The organism is Marinobacter salinus, assembly GCF_001854125.1.
In the GTDB taxonomy this organism is placed as follows: Bacteria; Pseudomonadota; Gammaproteobacteria; order Pseudomonadales; family Oleiphilaceae; genus Marinobacter; species Marinobacter salinus.
In genome coordinates this window covers 3,637,477-3,653,557 of record NZ_CP017715.1, presented here as the reverse complement: position 1 = coordinate 3,653,557, position 16,081 = coordinate 3,637,477, and the positions used below count along the sequence as shown (strand labels likewise).

The following is a 16,081-nucleotide window of genomic DNA, read 5'->3' as shown; positions in this document are numbered from 1 at the left end:
GCGATCACAAATCCGGTCATGCCGTCACAATCACCCGGATTCCTTCCAGTGCCAGACTGGCCTGACCTATCGCCTCCCTCGCTGCTGCCAGCTGGCGCCGAAAATAGTCAATTTCCTCGTCGCGAATGACCGGGTTCACCTTCTGAAGCGCTTCCAGCCGGCGAATCTCGGGGCTGAGCGTCGCGTCAAGCCGTTCCAGCGCCAGTTTCTTCATGGGTTCCAGGTGAGGCTCAGATAGTCGTTCGACGTGATCCACCATGGTCTCAACCTGGGGTCTTATCTGGGGCACAATAGCCTGTGCCGTGCGGCGGCGGATATTGGAGCTCATGTCGTTAAGACGGTCGTGGGGCAAGGCAGCAGACAGGTCCTTACCATTTACGTCCACTAACAGACGCAACGGAGATACTGGCAGATAACGGGTGAGCTGAAGCGAGTCCGGTGCCGGACAATGAACGGTGAACAGAGCCTCCATCAAAAGAGTCCCCGGCGGCAAAGCTTTCACCGACAGACTGGCCAGAGCCGCTTTGCCAAGACCGGAGCTGGTGACCGAATCCATCACCCCGGTTACCATCGGGTGTTCCCAGCTCATGAAGGCAAGATCTTCCCGCTCCAGGGCCTGCTGGCGACTCCAGGTAACGGTCACGCCATCCTCGGGCAACTCGGCAACGTGGCCGGCATGGTAGTGTTCACCAGGCCGCAGCACATCGGAGTGTTCGCCGTGATCCTCTACATCCACGCCCAGAATGTCGAAAGCTTCAATCATGTAGTCCCGGACCTGAGCAGAACTTTCCTCGCCTTCTATCTCGGTAATCAGCTGGTCGGCCACATCCCGTCGACAGGAGTTCAGTTCAATCAGCGCGTCGCGCCCATTCTGAAGCAAAGTGCGCAGGCGCCCTGCCTCTTTCGCTGAAGCGGACAGCAACCGGCCAACCGCCGAGCCATCTCCATCAATGGACTGCTGCCACTGATCCTGCACTGTCTCCTGCACAGCAACGCCGACAGCACAGCTCTCTGCAAATGCGTTCAGGCCTTCCTGGAACCAGCGGTACTGGACCTCCTGAGCGGTATCCTGGAGGTAAGGAACGTGAATATCGATAATATCTGTCTGCCCAATGCGATCAAGCCGGCCAATACGTTGCTCCAGCAGATCCGGGTTTGCCGGCAAATCGAAAAGCACCAGATGGTGGGCGAATTGGAAATTACGGCCTTCACTGCCGATTTCCGAACAGATCAGTGCCTGGGCACCCTGCTCGCTGTCGGCAAAATAGGCCGCCGCGCGATCGCGCTCGACGAGGCTCAGGTGTTCGTGGAACGCGGCACTGCGGATACCAGCGCGAAGCTGGAGGTAATGCTCCATGGCCATAGCCGTCTCGGCACGGGCGCAGATCACCACCACCTTGGCCGGGCGCAGGCTGACAAGTTTCTTTTCCAGCCAGGCGACACGGGGATCCTCCGCCAGCCATTGCTCTTCAGGCACGGACTGCTCCGGTGACAGGCCCGCAAGTCCCCAGGCGTGGCCTTCGTATATACCGGGAGCAGGCATAGGTTCGGGTTGAGGCCGGCGTTCCGGAAAGCCCTGAATGGCGGCACGGGTGTTGCGAAAAAGCACACGACCAGTGCCGTGGCGGTCCAGCAAGGCATCAATGACGGCCTGATACGGGTTATCGCCGGCCAACAACTGGTCAAGCTCATCACCCAGCCACACCTGAAGTGCTTTGCGGTCATCCCCGGTGATCTCTTCCGGTTCATTCTGCAGACGCCGCACGACGTTATTGATGGCTTCGTATTGTTTCTCCTCCTCGCGGAACGCTTCCAGGTCATGAAAGCGCGCCGGGTCCAGAAGCCTGAGACGGGCAAAGTGACTCGCCACACCCACCTGCTCAGGGGTTGCCGTCAGCAACAACAGGCCGCGACTCGCCGCCGACAGCTCCTCAACGATCCGGTATTCAGTGCTGACCTCTTCCGGGCTCCATGCCAGGTGGTGCGCTTCATCCACGATCATCAGATCCCAGCCTGCGGCAAGGGCATCCTTGCGGGCCTGACTGCTCCGAGTGAAGAAATCCAGACTGCAGAGCACCAACTGTTCTGTCTCAAACGGGTTAACCGCGTTGTCGTCACCAAAGATGTGATTTACCAGCGCATCGACATCGCTTTCATCCTCTTTCAGCGCGTCATAGCGGCCCTGATCAATGATGGAAAAACGCAGGTTGAAACGGCGTAGCATTTCCACAAGCCACTGATGGATCAAGGAGTCCGGCACCACAATCAGCGCTCGTTTAGCCCTGCCGGTATGCAATTGGTAGTGCAGGATCAGACCGGCCTCAATGGTTTTCCCCAGTCCGACTTCATCCGCCAGCAAAACTCGGGGAGCATGCCGCCTGGCAACTTCCTGCGCAATGTAGATTTGATGTGGCAAATGCTGGGTCCGGGCCCCTATCAGGCCCTGGGCTGGCGAGGCTCGGAGCCTGTCCATGTTCTGTAACGTTGCCACCCTCAGTCTAAAGGCGCCATTGCGATCAAACTGGCCGGCAAACAGGCGTTGTTGAGGCGCGGAGAAATTTACCGAACTGCTTAGCTTCACCTCGGAAATCTGGTGGATGTTCTCGGCGTCATCTGCGTGGTACATCAGCACACCACCGATGTCTTCTACCGCACGCACCACATACTTCTGCCCGTCGAATGTTTCGATTTCCTCACCAATCTGATAGATGATGCGGGAGAGCGGCGCGTTATCGATGGCATAGGTGCGCTCTTCGTCAGCGGCAGGAAAGCCCAGGGTTACCCGGCGCCCCGAGATATCGGTAACGATACCCAGGCCGAGGGCCGTATCACTGTGGCTGACCCAACGCTGACCAATAACAAAATCCGATGTATCCAAGAAACCTCCAGACAAATTTATTTCCGGGTAGCGCCGTTTTCACGCACCCAATAAGCGGTTGCACCACATACCGCTGCGGGCACCACAACTAGATTCAGGATCGGCACCATGGCCGCAAGCGCCACAGGGAGCCCAAAGCCAAACGCGGACAAACGCGTTTCTCCCAGCAGGCTACGCAGAGCCCGGAAGCTGACTTTATGATTATCCGCCGGGTAATCCACATATTGCAGAGCCATCATCCAGCTGTTGAACAGAAACCACAGCACTGCCGCCACCAGATTCACCACAGGAATGAGACCAATGACGAACAAGCCAATCGCCCGCGGCAGGTAATAGACAATTTTTTGAACCTCGCGCCAGAGAGCACGGGGAATATCCTTGATAATGGCGCTCCAGCTGTCGTCGGTACTTACCTCCTGACCCGTGAGATGCTTTTCGGTCAGCTCAGCCAGGTAGCCATAGAAAGGCGAGCCAATCAGGTTGGCCACAATCACAAAGCCATAGGCAAGCATGAGCAGAATGACACCGCCATAGAGAATCCAGAACAGCCAGTCAAGAGACTGGAGCCAGGACCAGTCTGGCAGCCAGTTCATCGCAGTGGTGATCAGCTCGGAGAAAAGGTCAGCAAGGAAGTAGAAAAGAAGCCCGAACAACAAGACGTTGATGACCAACGGAATGACGACGAAAAGCCTCAGGCCGGGCTGTCTGATCAGCTGGAACCCCTCTCCCAGATAGCCAAGTCCACGAAAAAAATTTCCCTTGAGCATTACCGGCAGGCCCTCCGCTCCGATGACATTGACGGGGCGCAAAGCATATCATGTTGGAAACGTTCCCACAGCCCGAGAGCACTTACGGAAACTCCCCATGGCAACACTGAAACATCGTGCACTGAACCTGCTTCATTTCAGGCCGCTCTGGCGCACAGCCCTTCTCATCTCTCTGGCTGCCATCGTGTTTCTGGCGACCACGGACAATCCCTACCCGATCCCGTCCTCACCAAGTGACAAGATCAACCACCTGATTGCGTTTCTCGAACTGACACTGCTGACCCGCCTGTCCTGGCCGGAGGCAAAAGCCTGGCAGTATGCGCCACTGCTGCTGGCATTCGGTTTTGCCATTGAAGGCGTTCAGGCCACACTCCCTTATCGGGATTTCTCGATGGCAGACCTGGCGGCCGATGGTGTCGGCATCGTGATCGGAATCCTGCCTTGGCCGGGGCTGCGCAACCTGGGCAAACCGGACTTGAGAAATTCGCCGGAATCCATGTGAGATATTTCCTACAGGCGCGTGCGATCCTGCAGTGAGATCACGTACGCAACGACGACCCACAGCCCAAATAAACACTCAAACAACTGATTTTTATAAGTTAATATTAAAGGCCCCGGCTCATCTTTCAAATGAGGACGGCTCAGTTCACACGTTTGTAAGACCCGGGTTGATATAGTGATCACATCAAGGATGGCAGGGAACTGGAAGACGCACTGGATGCACCCCGGCATGGAATGCAGGGAGAGGCAGGGACACAGGGACGCCTCGCTTAAAGGATAATATGCGGAACGCTGGCTCGGAAGCCGGCACCAGGGAGTGGCTCAGGGATCTCGCAACATGGCTGTTGCCCAATGCGCAAGGATGCGCCGACCTGTTTCGACAAAGGGTGACCTAAGGGTCGCCCTTTATTTTTGCCCTTTCGAAGGTGCTCTCATGCCTCGGCCACATAAATCCTCACCCGGTTAAATTCCTCAAACTCATTCAGGTCGGGCCAGGTCCTCGCCTCAATCTCGGCGTACTTTCTATATGCGTCATCACCCAGATCCCGGACTCTTGAGTCCGCCAGCAACACCCTTGCTGCCACCTTCTGAAACACTCCTAGAAACGGCCGGTTTTCCGGATCGTACAAGACATCTGCCGCAGTGATGACATCAATTCCTTCGGGGCGTTCATGCCAGTCACTGCACAACGTAACCGACTCACCGTTCAAGGTCGCGTTGGCCAGAACCGCATCCAGCGCGCCCGGATCAATGTCGCAGGCGATTACTTCGCGGGCGCCTGCCCTTGCCGCCGCAATCGCCACGATGCCGGACCCGGAACCAAAGTCCAGCACGGTTTTACCCGCTACCCACTCCGGATTGTCCAGAATCCAGTTTGCCAGCACCTGACCACTGGCCCAGCAAAACGACCAGTATGCGGGTGCCGCTACCACCGACTGGGCCTCCTCATGACTCAGGGGGCCTTCGAGTACCGAAGGGTCGAACAGATAGAGCGCCAACCGCGGGCAGCCTGAAGGCCGGGAGGCTTCAACCCGCCCTCGGCTGAGCGTTTTACGCAAGTGCGCGTTAAGACGTTCCGGTGACATCGCAACTCCTGACTCAACGTGTATTCCCGAAAGACCACATTGTAGTCATGCTGCCGCCAGCAAGCAGTGCCCAGCAAGCAGAAAAGCCCCATTTCCGCTATACTGCGGCCTCACTTTGGCAACCGGCTGAACGCTGAAATGGCACGCAGACCCGACACCGACGATTACCTTTCCCTTTTCCTCAATGACATTCCCCTGATGGATGTCCGGGCACCCGTGGAGTTTTCCAGGGGCAGCTTCCCCTGCGCCCAGAATGCTCCGCTGATGAATGATGAGGAGCGCCACCGTGTGGGAATCTGCTACAAGGAAAAAGGCCAGGACAAAGCCATTGAACTTGGGCACCAGCTGGTTCGTGGCGACATCAAGGCTCAGCGCATTGAGGCCTGGAAACGCTTCGTTTCACAATACCCTGAGGGGTATCTTTTTTGTTTTCGGGGCGGCCTTCGGTCACGACTTACCCAGCAGTGGATCCGGGATTCCGGCATTGATTACCCGCTGGTAACGGGTGGTTACAAGGCGCTGAGACGGTTTCTGATCGATCATCTCGAGCAGCTGATTGAAAGCAGCGAATTCCGGATTCTCAGCGGCCGGACCGGAACGGGAAAAACCAGGGTGCTTCAGCAACTGCCGAATCCCATCGACCTTGAAGGCCTGGCCAATCACCGGGGCTCCAGTTTTGGTCGGCAGGTGACGCCCCAACCCACACAGATCGACTTCGAAAATCGTCTTTCCGTTGCCATGCTCAAGGCGCGCCACCTGCAAAGCGGGCCCGTGTACCTTGAGGACGAGAGCCGGCTGGTCGGGCGTTGCGTCTTGCCAGAGCGTCTTCGGGAGCGAATGTCAGAAGCACCGTTGATGATTCTTGAGCAGCCGATGGAACAGAGAATTGCCATTATTCGCGAAGACTATGTCGAAGGCATGGTTGCGGACTATATGAAACGTGATGGCGAAGAGGCGGGCTGGCTGAACTTTCGCGACTACCTTCTCAGTGCCCTGGACCGAATTCGAAAACGGCTGGGTGGCGAACGGCATAAACAATTGCGTGCCTTGATGGAACAGGCATTGGAGCACCAGGAGCGCAGGGGCGATGTCAGCGGCCACGACGCCTGGATCCAGTCCTTGCTCAGCGACTACTACGACCCGATGTACGATTACCAACTCAGTCAAAAACAGGGGCCCATTCTTGAGCGCGGAGGCCCGGACATACTCCTCGACTGGTCCGGTAAAGCCCTGACAGCGTAAGAACGCAGCGACCTGGCTACTGAGGATGTCGCGCGCCCGGAACATTTGTCTGCTATAAAACCCTTAGGCGAAGCCGGTTGCACTCAGGTTTTGCCCACACACCTGTTACCTACCCGAAAAATACGAAAATACAAGGAGTTCCCTTATGGATGACCTTTTCGGAGCTGAAGGAAACGCTTCACAGCTGATGGATCAGGCAATCACCCTGATCATGGCCTATGCCCCCAAAGTGGTGCTGGCCATCGTTACGCTTGTTGTCGGCCTCTGGCTAATCAACAAGTTCATTGCCGTCCTGGATCACAAACTGGGGCAGAAAGACCCCACGCTGAACAAGTTTCTTTGTGGCCTGTTCAGCGCCATTCTCAAGATCCTGTTGTTGATTTCCGTTGCCTCCATGGTTGGCATTGCTACCACCTCCTTCATCGCCATCGTTGGTGCCGCCGGCTTGGCGGTGGGTCTGGCACTTCAGGGTAGCCTGGCGAACTTCGCCGGCGGGGTACTGATCCTGATCTTCAAGCCATTCAAGGTAGGCGATGTCATCGATGCCCAGGGTTATCTCGGCTCGGTCCGGGAGATCACCATTCTTTACACCATTGTGGACACCTTCGATAACCGCCGGGTCGTCATTCCCAACGGCCAGCTCGCTAATGCCAGCCTGACCAACATGAGCGCCTACGAGACCCGCCGTTGCGACATGTCCTTCGGCATTGGCTACGGCGATGATATCGACAAGGCCAAAAGTGTTATCAAATTCCTGATTGAAGAGGATGACCGGGCGCTGTCAGATCCGGCACCGATGATTGTCGTTGGTGGTCTGGGCGAAAGCTCTGTAGACCTGACTGTGCGGGCCTGGACCAAATCCGGTGATCTCTGGCCGTTCTACTGGGATATGCAGGAAAAGGTCAAAAAGGCCTTTGACGCCGAAGGCATCAGTATTCCATTTCCTCAAAGGGATGTGCACATGCACCAGAGCGAGTGAAAAGCCGGAACCGTTTCTCATTGATACATCTGGTTACTCGCAAACTGCGCAGCCTCTACTAAGCTGACGATAATGGCGGGGTTTTCCGACCTCGCCAGGCCATCGGAGCCAGGCGCATGGAGAATGAATGGCTCCGGAACGCTGTCATTGCTGGTAGGAGGTTGTCACTATGCCGGTACAGCAGTTAAAGGAATTCCTCGACGGGGCAAATGTTGAATACATGTGCCTCTCACACCCCCCTGCGTTCACAGCCCAGCAGCTTGCTCATCACGTCAAAATTGCCGGAGACCGCGTCGTCAAGACTGTGATCATCGAACTTGACGGGAAAATGGCCATGCTGGTCATGCCGGCCACCTGGCGCATTCGCTGGGACCGGCTCTCCCGGATTCTCGACACGGATTTCATCGATCTCGCCGATGAACAGGAATTTGAGGACCGCTTCCCTGACTGTGAGGTTGGCGCCATGCCTCCGTTTGGCAATCTTTTTGGAATGTCTGTCTATTGCAGTGAAGCTTTGACGGAACAACCCGAACTGGCCTTTGCTGCGGGCAGCCACACCGAATCCGTTCACATGAAGACGACGGACTTCTTGAATCTGGTGCAACCTATGGTGCTGAATCAGGGGTTTGTAAAACCAGGCGCCCAGAAACCCGCCTGGCTGACGAAGCGCAGACGACAGCCGGCAGATGCCGGCAAGCAGACAGTCTCTGGCATGGCCGGTTAAAGGGCTGTTCGACGCACGCTTGACTCGGGCCGCTTGTCTGATCCGTTCCATCGCGTAAACTGGTGGCATCAGACAGGAACCCGATATGACGCAAGCATTTGATGTAGTAGTTGTCGGCGCCGGGATGGTCGGCGCCGCCCTCGCCACAGGCCTCGGCCGGGACGGCCTCAACGTCGCTATGGTCGATCGTGCGCCTGCGCCCGACTTCGACCCTGCAGCCGCACCCGACATCCGTGTTTCAGCCCTCAGTGCCGGCAGCGAACGTTATCTGCGAACTCTGGGGGCCTGGCCGCATATTCTCGACATGCGGGCCACACCCTATCAACGCCTGGCAGTATGGGATGAGACCCGACACCCTCTTGCCACGCTGATACCACGGACCCTGACAGAGGTGGAATTTGATGCTGCAGCCTTGGGCGCCTCTCATCTCGGCCACATCGTCGAGAACTCGGTAACCCAGCAAGCACTCTGGCAAACCGCTGGGGCCGAATCCTTGGTTACTGTCATTGCCGGCCAAAGCGTCTCGACACTGGAGCAAACCCGCCAAACCGTTACCTTGACTCTGCAAAATGGCCAGGCTCTCGAGGCGAAACTTGTGATTGGTGCCGATGGCGCACAATCCAGGATCCGTGACCTGGCGGGTATCGGCGTAGCCCGCAACCAGTACAATCAACAAGCCATGGTCATTTCCGTCCGTTATCAGGGCCCGGTAGAAAACGTCACCTGGCAGGGGTTTCACCCAACCGGCCCGAGGGCGTTCCTGCCGCTGCACAGCGCCGGCCCGGATCACCCGGGAGAAAGCTGGGGCTCGCTGGTCTGGTACGATGCTCCCGAAGAACTCGCGCGCCTGAAGGCCCTGCCCAGCGAACAGCTGATGGCCGAAATCCGGAAAGCATTCCCTTCTGAACTGCCTTCACTGACCCATATTGATGCTTGCGCCAGCTTCCCCATTGCCCGCCAGCACGCCAGACATTACTTTGCCGGCCGTGTGGTGCTGGCAGGCGACTCAGCCCACACTATCAACCCTTTGGCGGGCCAGGGTGTCAATCTGGGCTTCCAGGATGCCCAATGCCTCCAGGCGATGGTGAAAGAAGCCAGGCGCGCCGGTGATGACCTGGCAGATCCCACATGGCTCGGAAAGTATGAACAACAGCGGAGGCCCGCAAATCGCCGGATGATGATGACGATGGACCTGTTCTATCACCTGTTCAGCAACCGCATCCCGCCGGTTCACCTGCTTCGGAATCTCGGCCTGGGTGCGGCCCGGGCACTGCCCTTTGCACGTAACCGGGTTGCGCGGTACGCCATGGGAATTGATGAAGAACTGCCTGTTATAGTGAAACAGCTAGCGGCCAGGCTGCCGGGTATTGATCAGCTTTAGCGAGCCGGGAACAGAAAGGCAAAAAAACCGACAACGAACAAGGAGCAACAATGTCTGAAACGATTTTCACCAAAATCATTAACCGGGAAATTCCAGCCGATATCGTTTACGAAGATGATCTCAGCCTGGCGTTCAGGGACATCAATCCACAGGCCCCCGTGCACCTGTTGGTGATTCCGAAAAAGCCCATTGTCTCAATCAATGAGATCGAAGAAAGCGATCGCGAATTAGTGGGGCACCTGTACTGGGTGGCAGGAAAACTGGCCAAAGACATGGGCTTTGACCAGGACGGCTACCGTACCGTGATGAACTGCGGGGAAAATGCCGGACAGACAGTGTTCCATATCCATCTGCACCTACTGGCAGGCAAGCCCCTGGGCTGGCCTCCCTATACGGACAAAATGAAGCAGGCCTGAAAAGGGGGGTGGGGCTTCAGCGCCCCACGACCTTTTCAGCCTCTTCTACAGGCGTATGCCGCACATCCTCGCCCTTCACCATAAAGATGACATTCTCGGCAATATTACAGGCATGATCTCCTACGCGCTCCAGAGCGCGCAGCACCCACATCACTGACATGCAGCGAGAGATATTGCGGGTATCCTCCATCATGAAGGTCAGAAGGGTACGGGCAGCCGCCTGATACTCCTCGTCCACTCGCTTGTCTTCTTTCATGATCCGAAGGGCCTGCTCGGAATCCAGGCGGGCAAAGGCGTCAAGAGCATCATGCAGCATGCTCAGGACATGGGAGCCAATATGGCGCACTTCCACGTAACCCCGGGGCGCCTGACCTTCTTCACTAAGTTTGATTGCAAGTTTGGCGATCTTCTTCGCCTCATCACCTACACGTTCCAGGTCGGCGACCATCTTGATGACAGAAATCACCAGGCGCAGGTCCCGGGCGGTCGGCTGACGACGGGCAATGATCAGGGTCGCCTCTTCGTCTATGTCCATTTCCATCTTATCGACTTTCTTGTCATTGGCGCGAATTTCATCGGCCAGGTGACCATCGCCGTCGACCAGTGCCTGAACGGCACTATCTACCTGCGCTTCAACCATACCCCCCATTTTCAGGAACTCGGTCTTGAGATCCATCAGTTCATCATTGAACTTATGGGAAATGTGATCCCCGTATACATCGTCCTTCTTTGTAGGCATACCGTTCTTCTCCAATGTTCCTCTGGTCCGGAATTAACCGAAACGACCTGTAATATAAGATTCAGTGAGCTCGTGTTCCGGTGAGGTAAACACTTTGTTGGTCTCGTTCACTTCCACCAGATGGCCCAGGTGGAAATAAGCCGTGCGATGGGATACACGCGCAGCCTGCTGCATGGAGTGCGTTACGATCACGATGGTGTAACTCTCTGACAGCTCGGCGATCAGCTCTTCTATCTTGGCCGTCGCAATCGGATCCAGAGCGGAACAGGGTTCGTCCATCAGGACTACTTCCGGGCTCACGGCGATGGCTCGGGCGATGCAAAGGCGCTGCTGCTGACCACCGGACATGCCGGTCGCAGTCGCGTCCAGGCGGTCCTTGACTTCTTCCCAGAGGCCCGCCTTGCGCAGACTGTTCTCGACAATCTCATCAAGGTCCGACTTGCGGTTGGCCAGCCCGTGAATACGGGGGCCATAGGCAACGTTATCGTAGATCGATTTCGGGAACGGATTGGGTTTCTGGAACACCATCCCTACCCGCGCACGCAACTCCACCACATCCCGCTTGTTATCATATATATCCAGGTCGTCCAGCTGCAGGGAACCTTTTACCTTGCAGATCTCGATACTGTCGTTCATGCGGTTCAGACAGCGCAAGAAGGTCGACTTACCGCAGCCCGATGGTCCGATAAAAGCGATGACCTCATTCCGGGCAATATCCAGGCTGATTTTTTTGATCGCACGGCTCTCTCCGTAGAACACTTCTACGTCCCGAAGTTTAAACTTCGCATTGTCCGAAAACGGCTTGCCAACTGTTTTGCCTTCCTCAATAACAGTTTCCGCAGGCTTGTCTTCCTGTACGGGGACGGCAGCCTCATCCGGCTGAGACGCTTCACTGGTAATGGTTGAGTTCATGGTATTCATCTTGATTCTCCTTACCACCGGCGCTCGAGGCGCTTACGCAGCCAGACAGCCAATGCATTCATACTGATCAGGAAGGCCAGCAACACCATAATGGCGGCTGACGCACGTTCGATAAAGGCGAGTTCAGGGCTTCCGGCCCACAGGAACACCTGCACAGGCAAGACCGTAGCTGAGTCGAAGAGGCCTTCCGGAACATCCACAATGAAAGCCACCATACCGATCAACAGCAACGGTGCCGTTTCACCCAGGGCCTGTGCCATACCGATAATCGAGCCGGTAAGCATACCGGGCATGGCAAGCGGCAAGACGTGGTGCAACACTACCTGCATTTTGGAGGCACCGATGCCCTCAGCTGCTTCGCGGATGGATGGCGGGACACTCTTGATCGCGGCACGACTTGAAATGATGATGGTTGGCAGTGTCATCAGGGTAAGCACCAGACCGCCCACAACCGGAACCGAACGTGGCATGCCAAACAGGTTGATAAACACCGCCAGACCCAGCAGGCCGAAAATGATGGACGGAACCGCCGCCAGGTTGTTGATGTTCACCTCAATAAAGTCGGTGAACTTGTTCTGGGGTGCGAATTCCTCCAGATAAATGGCGGCAGAAACGCCAATCGGGAAGGACAGGATCAAGGTGATAAACATCGTCAGCAGAGATCCGACAATCGCGCCCAAGATCCCGGCCTTGGATGGATCGCGGGAATCACCGCCGCTAAAGAATACGTCGTTGAAAGAGGTTTCTATCGCCCCCCGCTCCCGGAGCTGGTCTACCCAGACCTTTTGCTGATCGTCCAACTTGATGGAGTAGCCACCGTCCCCCGCATGCTTCACATACACATCCACATCTGTGTGCGATAGGAACGTCATGGTTCTGGTACTACCCAACCAATCCGGGTGAGCCTTGAGTTCGTCCCTCAGTGTCACCGAAGCATAGGGATTAATCAGCCCGCGAACGGCGTCGCGATCTTTCTCGGTAGCGCCCGGTATCTCCTTGATCAGCGCCTGAACCAACGGCTCCACAAAATCTGCCATTTTGAGCTGTCGAGCGTCTGTGGGGTCATCCAGGAACATCATTTCACCATCGAGATTGACCTCCATGGTGATGGTCGTTTTCAGGAATCCAGTATACCCCTTACCGATAATATCCGTAAAGAGAATCACCAGCGCGGAAAGCGCAATGGCGATGGCCAGAATCCCATAGGCGCGAAACCGACGTTCTTTCCGGTACCTGCGCTTGAGCGACTGGCGGACAAGCTCCGCCTGAGAAGGTTGATCAGTCATACTGTTCCCGATATTTACGGACAATTTTCAGGGCAATTACGTTGAGCAGGAGCGTTGCCAGGAAGAGCATGGCGCCAAGTGCAAAAGCCGCCAGCGTCTTGGCGCTGTCGAATTCCTGATCACCCGTAAGCAACGTGACAATCTGCACTGTTACCGTGGTGACGGTTTCCAGAGGGTTTGCCGTCAGGTTTGCCGCGAGGCCAGCTGCCATTACCACGATCATGGTCTCACCGATCGCACGGGAAACCGCAAGCAACACACCGCCCATGATGCCGGGAAGCGCGGCCGGAAAAATGACCTTCTTCATGGTCTCGGACTGGGTTGCCCCCAGGGCCAGTGAACCGTCCCGGAGCGTTTGAGGTACGGCGTTGATCACATCATCGGACAGTGACGAAACAAACGGGATAATCATGATCCCCATCACACCGCCGGCCGCCAGTGCAGTTTGAGAGGAAGCTTCAATTCCCAAGGAAGCTGCGAGATCACTGATAAAAGGCGCAACCGTTAGTGCCGCAAAAAAACCATACACAACGGTCGGAATACCAGCGAGCATTTCCAGCAAAGGCTTTACCACACCCCGAACGTTTCTGTTGGCATACTCCGAAAGATAAATGGCCGAAAGCAGACCAACCGGCACCGCTACCACCATTGCAATTGCTGAGATCAGCAGGGTACCTGTGAACAGGGGAATCATGCCGAAGGCACCCTCGGCAGCTACCTGATCCGCACGAAGTGCAGTCTGTGGGCTCCATTGGGTGCCAAAGAAAAACTCAGTGAACGGCACCTTCCCGAAGAAACGAATAGTTTCAAACGCTACTGAAAAGATGATGCCCATGGTAGTGAGAATGGCAAGGGCTGCGCTGGAGAAAAACAGCCATTTAAGGATGGACTCCACCTGCGAACGGGCATTGAGCCGGGGCCGGATTCGAAGCCAACCAAGAAACCCCGCAAGGACCGCGACCGAGATGACCAGCGCCGACATGAACAAACGGCTCTCTGCCCGCAGTGCAGTCAAACGCTCTGCCGCCGCCGCGATAGGGGGTTCCACGAATCCCGCTGGCAGCGCTCCGCTTGCCACGTTGCTGATTTTACTCAACATCAGACTCGCCTCCCCGGCACCGGAGGGAACCATCTCAGGCGGAAGGGACCCGACAACCATTAGCTGAATCACCTTACCCTGGAACGCAGCCCAGAGGCCCAGAACAATCAGGGCGGGGATGCCACACCAAAGTGCGGCACGAGCACCGTAATAGAACGGCAGAGACTTGAGATGACGAATCCCGCCCATTGGCATGGCCAGCGACCGGGACCGGGAATAGCCCAGGCCGTAAGCCACGAGTGCCAGCACCAGGATCAGTAAAAGAAGATTAGCCGGTTGCATGAATATTCCTGTCTTCGACTTCAGATAGGCGCACAGTTTACAGGTTCAGGCCTGAACTGACACCGGCCTTCCTAACGTGCAAAAGGGCGCGAGTCTCAAATGAGACCCGCACCCCTGTTTTCCGGACTTCTGGATTATTTGAGTTCGTCCACAGTCAGGTTAGGCATGTTTTCGGCCTTGTCCATCAGGTTCATCAGCTGCTCGCGCGGCGGGATGATCAGACCTACATCCTTGAGGTAACCGTTCTGGCCCAATGCGGCGTTGCTAATAAACTCATCAACGTACTCCTGGATACCCGGGACCACCCCGATGTGAGCCTTCTTCACGTAGAAGAACAGTGAGCGGGCTACCGGGTACTCGTCCGCTGCGATGCCTTCGGCGGTCGGAATCATACCGTTCAGGGTGGCGGCCTGCAGGCGATCGGAGTTTTCTTCCAGGAAGCTGTAGCCGAATACACCATACATGCCAGTATCGCCGATCAGCTTCTGAACGATCAGGTTGTCGTTCTCACCGGCTTCGATGAACGCACCGTCTTCACGAACACTTTCGCAAATTGCGCCATGCTCGTCTTTGCTCAGGCTCTCGGCTTCAGGTAGTTCGTCACAACCAGCAGCCAGTGCCAGCTCGTTGAAAGAATCACGGGTACCGGATGTCGGAGGCGGTCCCATCACACGAATTGGCTTGTTCGGCAGGCTGGAGTCAACATCGCTCCAGTTTTTGTTCGGGTTGGCAACCCACTTGCCATCAACGGGAACCTTGGAACCCAGAGCCAGGAAAAGCTGCTTCAGGGAGATGTCGAGATTCTCGGCCTTGTTGGAGCTGGCAATTACGATGCCGTCGGAACCGATACGGAACTCGGTGATGTCAGTCACACCGTTCTTCTGGCACAGCTCAAACTCAGAGGTTTTCATACGGCGGGAAGCGTTGGTGATGTCCGGGTTCTGGGTGCCGATGCCCTGGCAGAACAGCTTCATACCGCCACCCGAGCCGGTAGACTCCAGTTTCGGGGTGCTGAAATCCGTTTTGGTACCGAAGCGCTCGGCAACGACCGTAGCGAATGGGTAAACCGTGGAAGAACCTACGATGCTGATCGTGTCGCGAGCCATTGCCGGCGCAGACATGGCGGCAACAGAGCCGGCCAGTGCAACTGTAGCGAGTGCTTTGTTCAGTTTCATCACGTCGAGTCTCCATTATTTGGTTTGGACGTTTTTGTCGGATGTTCTTAACCGATGAGTGAAGACTAATTGGACTCTATGACAACTTTGTTACAGCTATTGAAATATAGCGTCTTATCCACGAATTCGCTTGCAGAGCTGCCGCAGGCCGCTAACATGCGTGTTAAAACAATTCCAGAATTAATAAAAGGCAGGCTCCATGACAGCATTAGATGACGACAAACCGACGCCACACGGTGAACTGGCACTCCAGATTATCCCTCTTCCTTCCGACACTAATGCCAACGGTGACGTTTTTGCCGGCTGGCTAGTCAAGCAAATGGACATCGCCGCTGCCACCATCGCCGGACGGATTTCCCAGGGTCGAAACGCCACCGTGGCCATGGACCGGATGGAATTCCTGTCGCCGTTAAGGGTTGGTTCCCAGGTGGGATGTTACTGTGAGCTGGTTGATATTGGTCGCAGTTCCATGAAAATCAATGTCGAGGTCTGGACCCTGGACCGCACCGCCAAGAATCCCCGCAAGGTCACAGAAGGTCTGTTCGTCTATGTCGCCATTGATGAAAATGGCCGCATTCGGGAAGTGCCCGAACAAAGCCTCTGAAC

At 56.1% G+C, this 16,081-nt stretch carries 15 protein-coding genes; 7 read left to right on the top strand and 8 right to left on the bottom strand.

Annotated elements, in window-relative coordinates; genetic code table 11:
• Positions 1–16: 16 nt before the first annotated feature.
• Positions 17–2,878, bottom strand: a complete 2,862-nt coding sequence (gene rapA / locus BKP64_RS16830; RefSeq protein WP_070973743.1) for an RNA polymerase-associated protein RapA — start codon at positions 2,876–2,878, stop codon at positions 17–19.
• Between the two features lie 17 nt (positions 2,879–2,895).
• Positions 2,896–3,645 (bottom strand): sulfate transporter CysZ, encoded by a 750-nt coding sequence (gene cysZ / locus BKP64_RS16825; protein WP_070973742.1) that lies wholly within the window; start codon positions 3,643–3,645, stop codon positions 2,896–2,898.
• Positions 3,646–3,742: 97 nt separating this feature from the next.
• Between cysZ and BKP64_RS16820 the strand changes: the two genes are divergently transcribed.
• Positions 3,743–4,147, top strand: a complete 405-nt coding sequence (locus BKP64_RS16820; protein ID WP_070972717.1) for a VanZ family protein — start codon at positions 3,743–3,745, stop codon at positions 4,145–4,147.
• Positions 4,148–4,577: 430 nt separating this feature from the next.
• Here BKP64_RS16820 and BKP64_RS16815 read toward each other — a convergent pair whose 3' ends face one another.
• Positions 4,578–5,231 (bottom strand): class I SAM-dependent methyltransferase, encoded by a 654-nt coding sequence (locus BKP64_RS16815; protein ID WP_070972715.1) that lies wholly within the window; start codon positions 5,229–5,231, stop codon positions 4,578–4,580.
• Positions 5,232–5,369: 138 nt separating this feature from the next.
• On the opposite strand from BKP64_RS16815, the gene mnmH reads away from it, so the two are divergent.
• From mnmH to BKP64_RS16790, 5 genes are all read left to right on the top strand, one after another.
• Positions 5,370–6,473: a tRNA 2-selenouridine(34) synthase MnmH gene (gene mnmH / locus BKP64_RS16810; protein ID WP_070973741.1), complete on the top strand. Its 1,104-nt coding sequence runs from the start codon at positions 5,370–5,372 to the stop codon at positions 6,471–6,473.
• 145 nt (positions 6,474–6,618) lie between these two features.
• On the top strand, positions 6,619–7,452 hold the full coding sequence (locus tag BKP64_RS16805) for a mechanosensitive ion channel family protein (protein ID WP_070972713.1): 834 nt from the start codon (positions 6,619–6,621) through the stop codon (positions 7,450–7,452).
• A 169-nt stretch (positions 7,453–7,621) separates the two neighbouring features.
• Positions 7,622–8,176 (top strand): aminoacyl-tRNA deacylase, encoded by a 555-nt coding sequence (locus BKP64_RS16800; RefSeq protein WP_070972711.1) that lies wholly within the window; start codon positions 7,622–7,624, stop codon positions 8,174–8,176.
• Positions 8,177–8,261: 85 nt separating this feature from the next.
• On the top strand, positions 8,262–9,557 hold the full coding sequence (locus BKP64_RS16795) for an FAD-dependent monooxygenase (protein WP_070972709.1): 1,296 nt from the start codon (positions 8,262–8,264) through the stop codon (positions 9,555–9,557).
• Between the two features lie 50 nt (positions 9,558–9,607).
• Entirely contained in the window at positions 9,608–9,973 is a 366-nt protein-coding gene (locus BKP64_RS16790) for a histidine triad nucleotide-binding protein (RefSeq protein ID WP_070972707.1), read from the top strand.
• A 16-nt stretch (positions 9,974–9,989) separates the two neighbouring features.
• Here BKP64_RS16790 and phoU read toward each other — a convergent pair whose 3' ends face one another.
• The 5 genes from phoU to BKP64_RS16765 form a co-directional block, all read right to left on the bottom strand.
• Positions 9,990–10,712: a phosphate signaling complex protein PhoU gene (gene phoU / locus BKP64_RS16785; protein WP_070972705.1), complete on the bottom strand. Its 723-nt coding sequence runs from the start codon at positions 10,710–10,712 to the stop codon at positions 9,990–9,992.
• Positions 10,713–10,745: 33 nt separating this feature from the next.
• On the bottom strand, positions 10,746–11,633 hold the full coding sequence (gene pstB / locus BKP64_RS16780) for a phosphate ABC transporter ATP-binding protein PstB (protein WP_070972703.1): 888 nt from the start codon (positions 11,631–11,633) through the stop codon (positions 10,746–10,748).
• 11 nt (positions 11,634–11,644) lie between these two features.
• Positions 11,645–12,919: a phosphate ABC transporter permease PstA gene (gene pstA / locus BKP64_RS16775; RefSeq protein ID WP_070972701.1), complete on the bottom strand. Its 1,275-nt coding sequence runs from the start codon at positions 12,917–12,919 to the stop codon at positions 11,645–11,647.
• A complete protein-coding gene (pstC, locus tag BKP64_RS16770) occupies positions 12,912–14,300 on the bottom strand; it encodes a phosphate ABC transporter permease subunit PstC (protein ID WP_070972700.1) in 1,389 nt (462 codons plus the stop codon). The genes pstA and pstC overlap by 8 nt, the downstream gene beginning before the upstream one ends.
• Before the next feature lie 134 nt (positions 14,301–14,434).
• Entirely contained in the window at positions 14,435–15,478 is a 1,044-nt protein-coding gene (locus BKP64_RS16765; protein ID WP_070972698.1) for a substrate-binding domain-containing protein, read from the bottom strand.
• Between the two features lie 196 nt (positions 15,479–15,674).
• Here BKP64_RS16765 and BKP64_RS16760 point away from each other — a divergent pair, with 196 nt between their 5' ends.
• The gene (locus tag BKP64_RS16760; protein ID WP_070972695.1) at positions 15,675–16,079 is read left to right on the top strand and encodes an acyl-CoA thioesterase; all 405 of its coding nucleotides are present in this window, start codon (positions 15,675–15,677) and stop codon (positions 16,077–16,079) included.
• Positions 16,080–16,081 lie beyond the last annotated feature (2 nt).

Excerpts from the sequence above, each read along its gene's own strand:
- phoU (WP_070972705.1), bottom strand. The coding sequence starts at position 10,712 with ATGCCTACAAAGAAGGACGATGTATACGGGGATCACATTTCCCATAAG.
- pstA (WP_070972701.1), bottom strand. The coding sequence starts at position 12,919 with ATGACTGATCAACCTTCTCAGGCGGAGCTTGTCCGCCAGTCGCTCAAG.
- mnmH (WP_070973741.1), top strand. The coding sequence starts at position 5,370 with ATGGCACGCAGACCCGACACCGACGATTACCTTTCCCTTTTCCTCAAT.
- BKP64_RS16795 (WP_070972709.1), top strand. The coding sequence starts at position 8,262 with ATGACGCAAGCATTTGATGTAGTAGTTGTCGGCGCCGGGATGGTCGGC.
- BKP64_RS16820 (WP_070972717.1), top strand. The coding sequence starts at position 3,743 with ATGGCAACACTGAAACATCGTGCACTGAACCTGCTTCATTTCAGGCCG.
- BKP64_RS16815 (WP_070972715.1), bottom strand. The coding sequence starts at position 5,231 with ATGTCACCGGAACGTCTTAACGCGCACTTGCGTAAAACGCTCAGCCGA.
- BKP64_RS16800 (WP_070972711.1), top strand. The coding sequence starts at position 7,622 with ATGCCGGTACAGCAGTTAAAGGAATTCCTCGACGGGGCAAATGTTGAA.
- BKP64_RS16805 (WP_070972713.1), top strand. The coding sequence starts at position 6,619 with ATGGATGACCTTTTCGGAGCTGAAGGAAACGCTTCACAGCTGATGGAT.
- BKP64_RS16790 (WP_070972707.1), top strand. The coding sequence starts at position 9,608 with ATGTCTGAAACGATTTTCACCAAAATCATTAACCGGGAAATTCCAGCC.
- BKP64_RS16760 (WP_070972695.1), top strand. The coding sequence starts at position 15,675 with ATGACAGCATTAGATGACGACAAACCGACGCCACACGGTGAACTGGCA.
- cysZ (WP_070973742.1), bottom strand. The coding sequence starts at position 3,645 with ATGCTCAAGGGAAATTTTTTTCGTGGACTTGGCTATCTGGGAGAGGGG.
- pstC (WP_070972700.1), bottom strand. The coding sequence starts at position 14,300 with ATGCAACCGGCTAATCTTCTTTTACTGATCCTGGTGCTGGCACTCGTG.
- pstB (WP_070972703.1), bottom strand. The coding sequence starts at position 11,633 with ATGAATACCATGAACTCAACCATTACCAGTGAAGCGTCTCAGCCGGAT.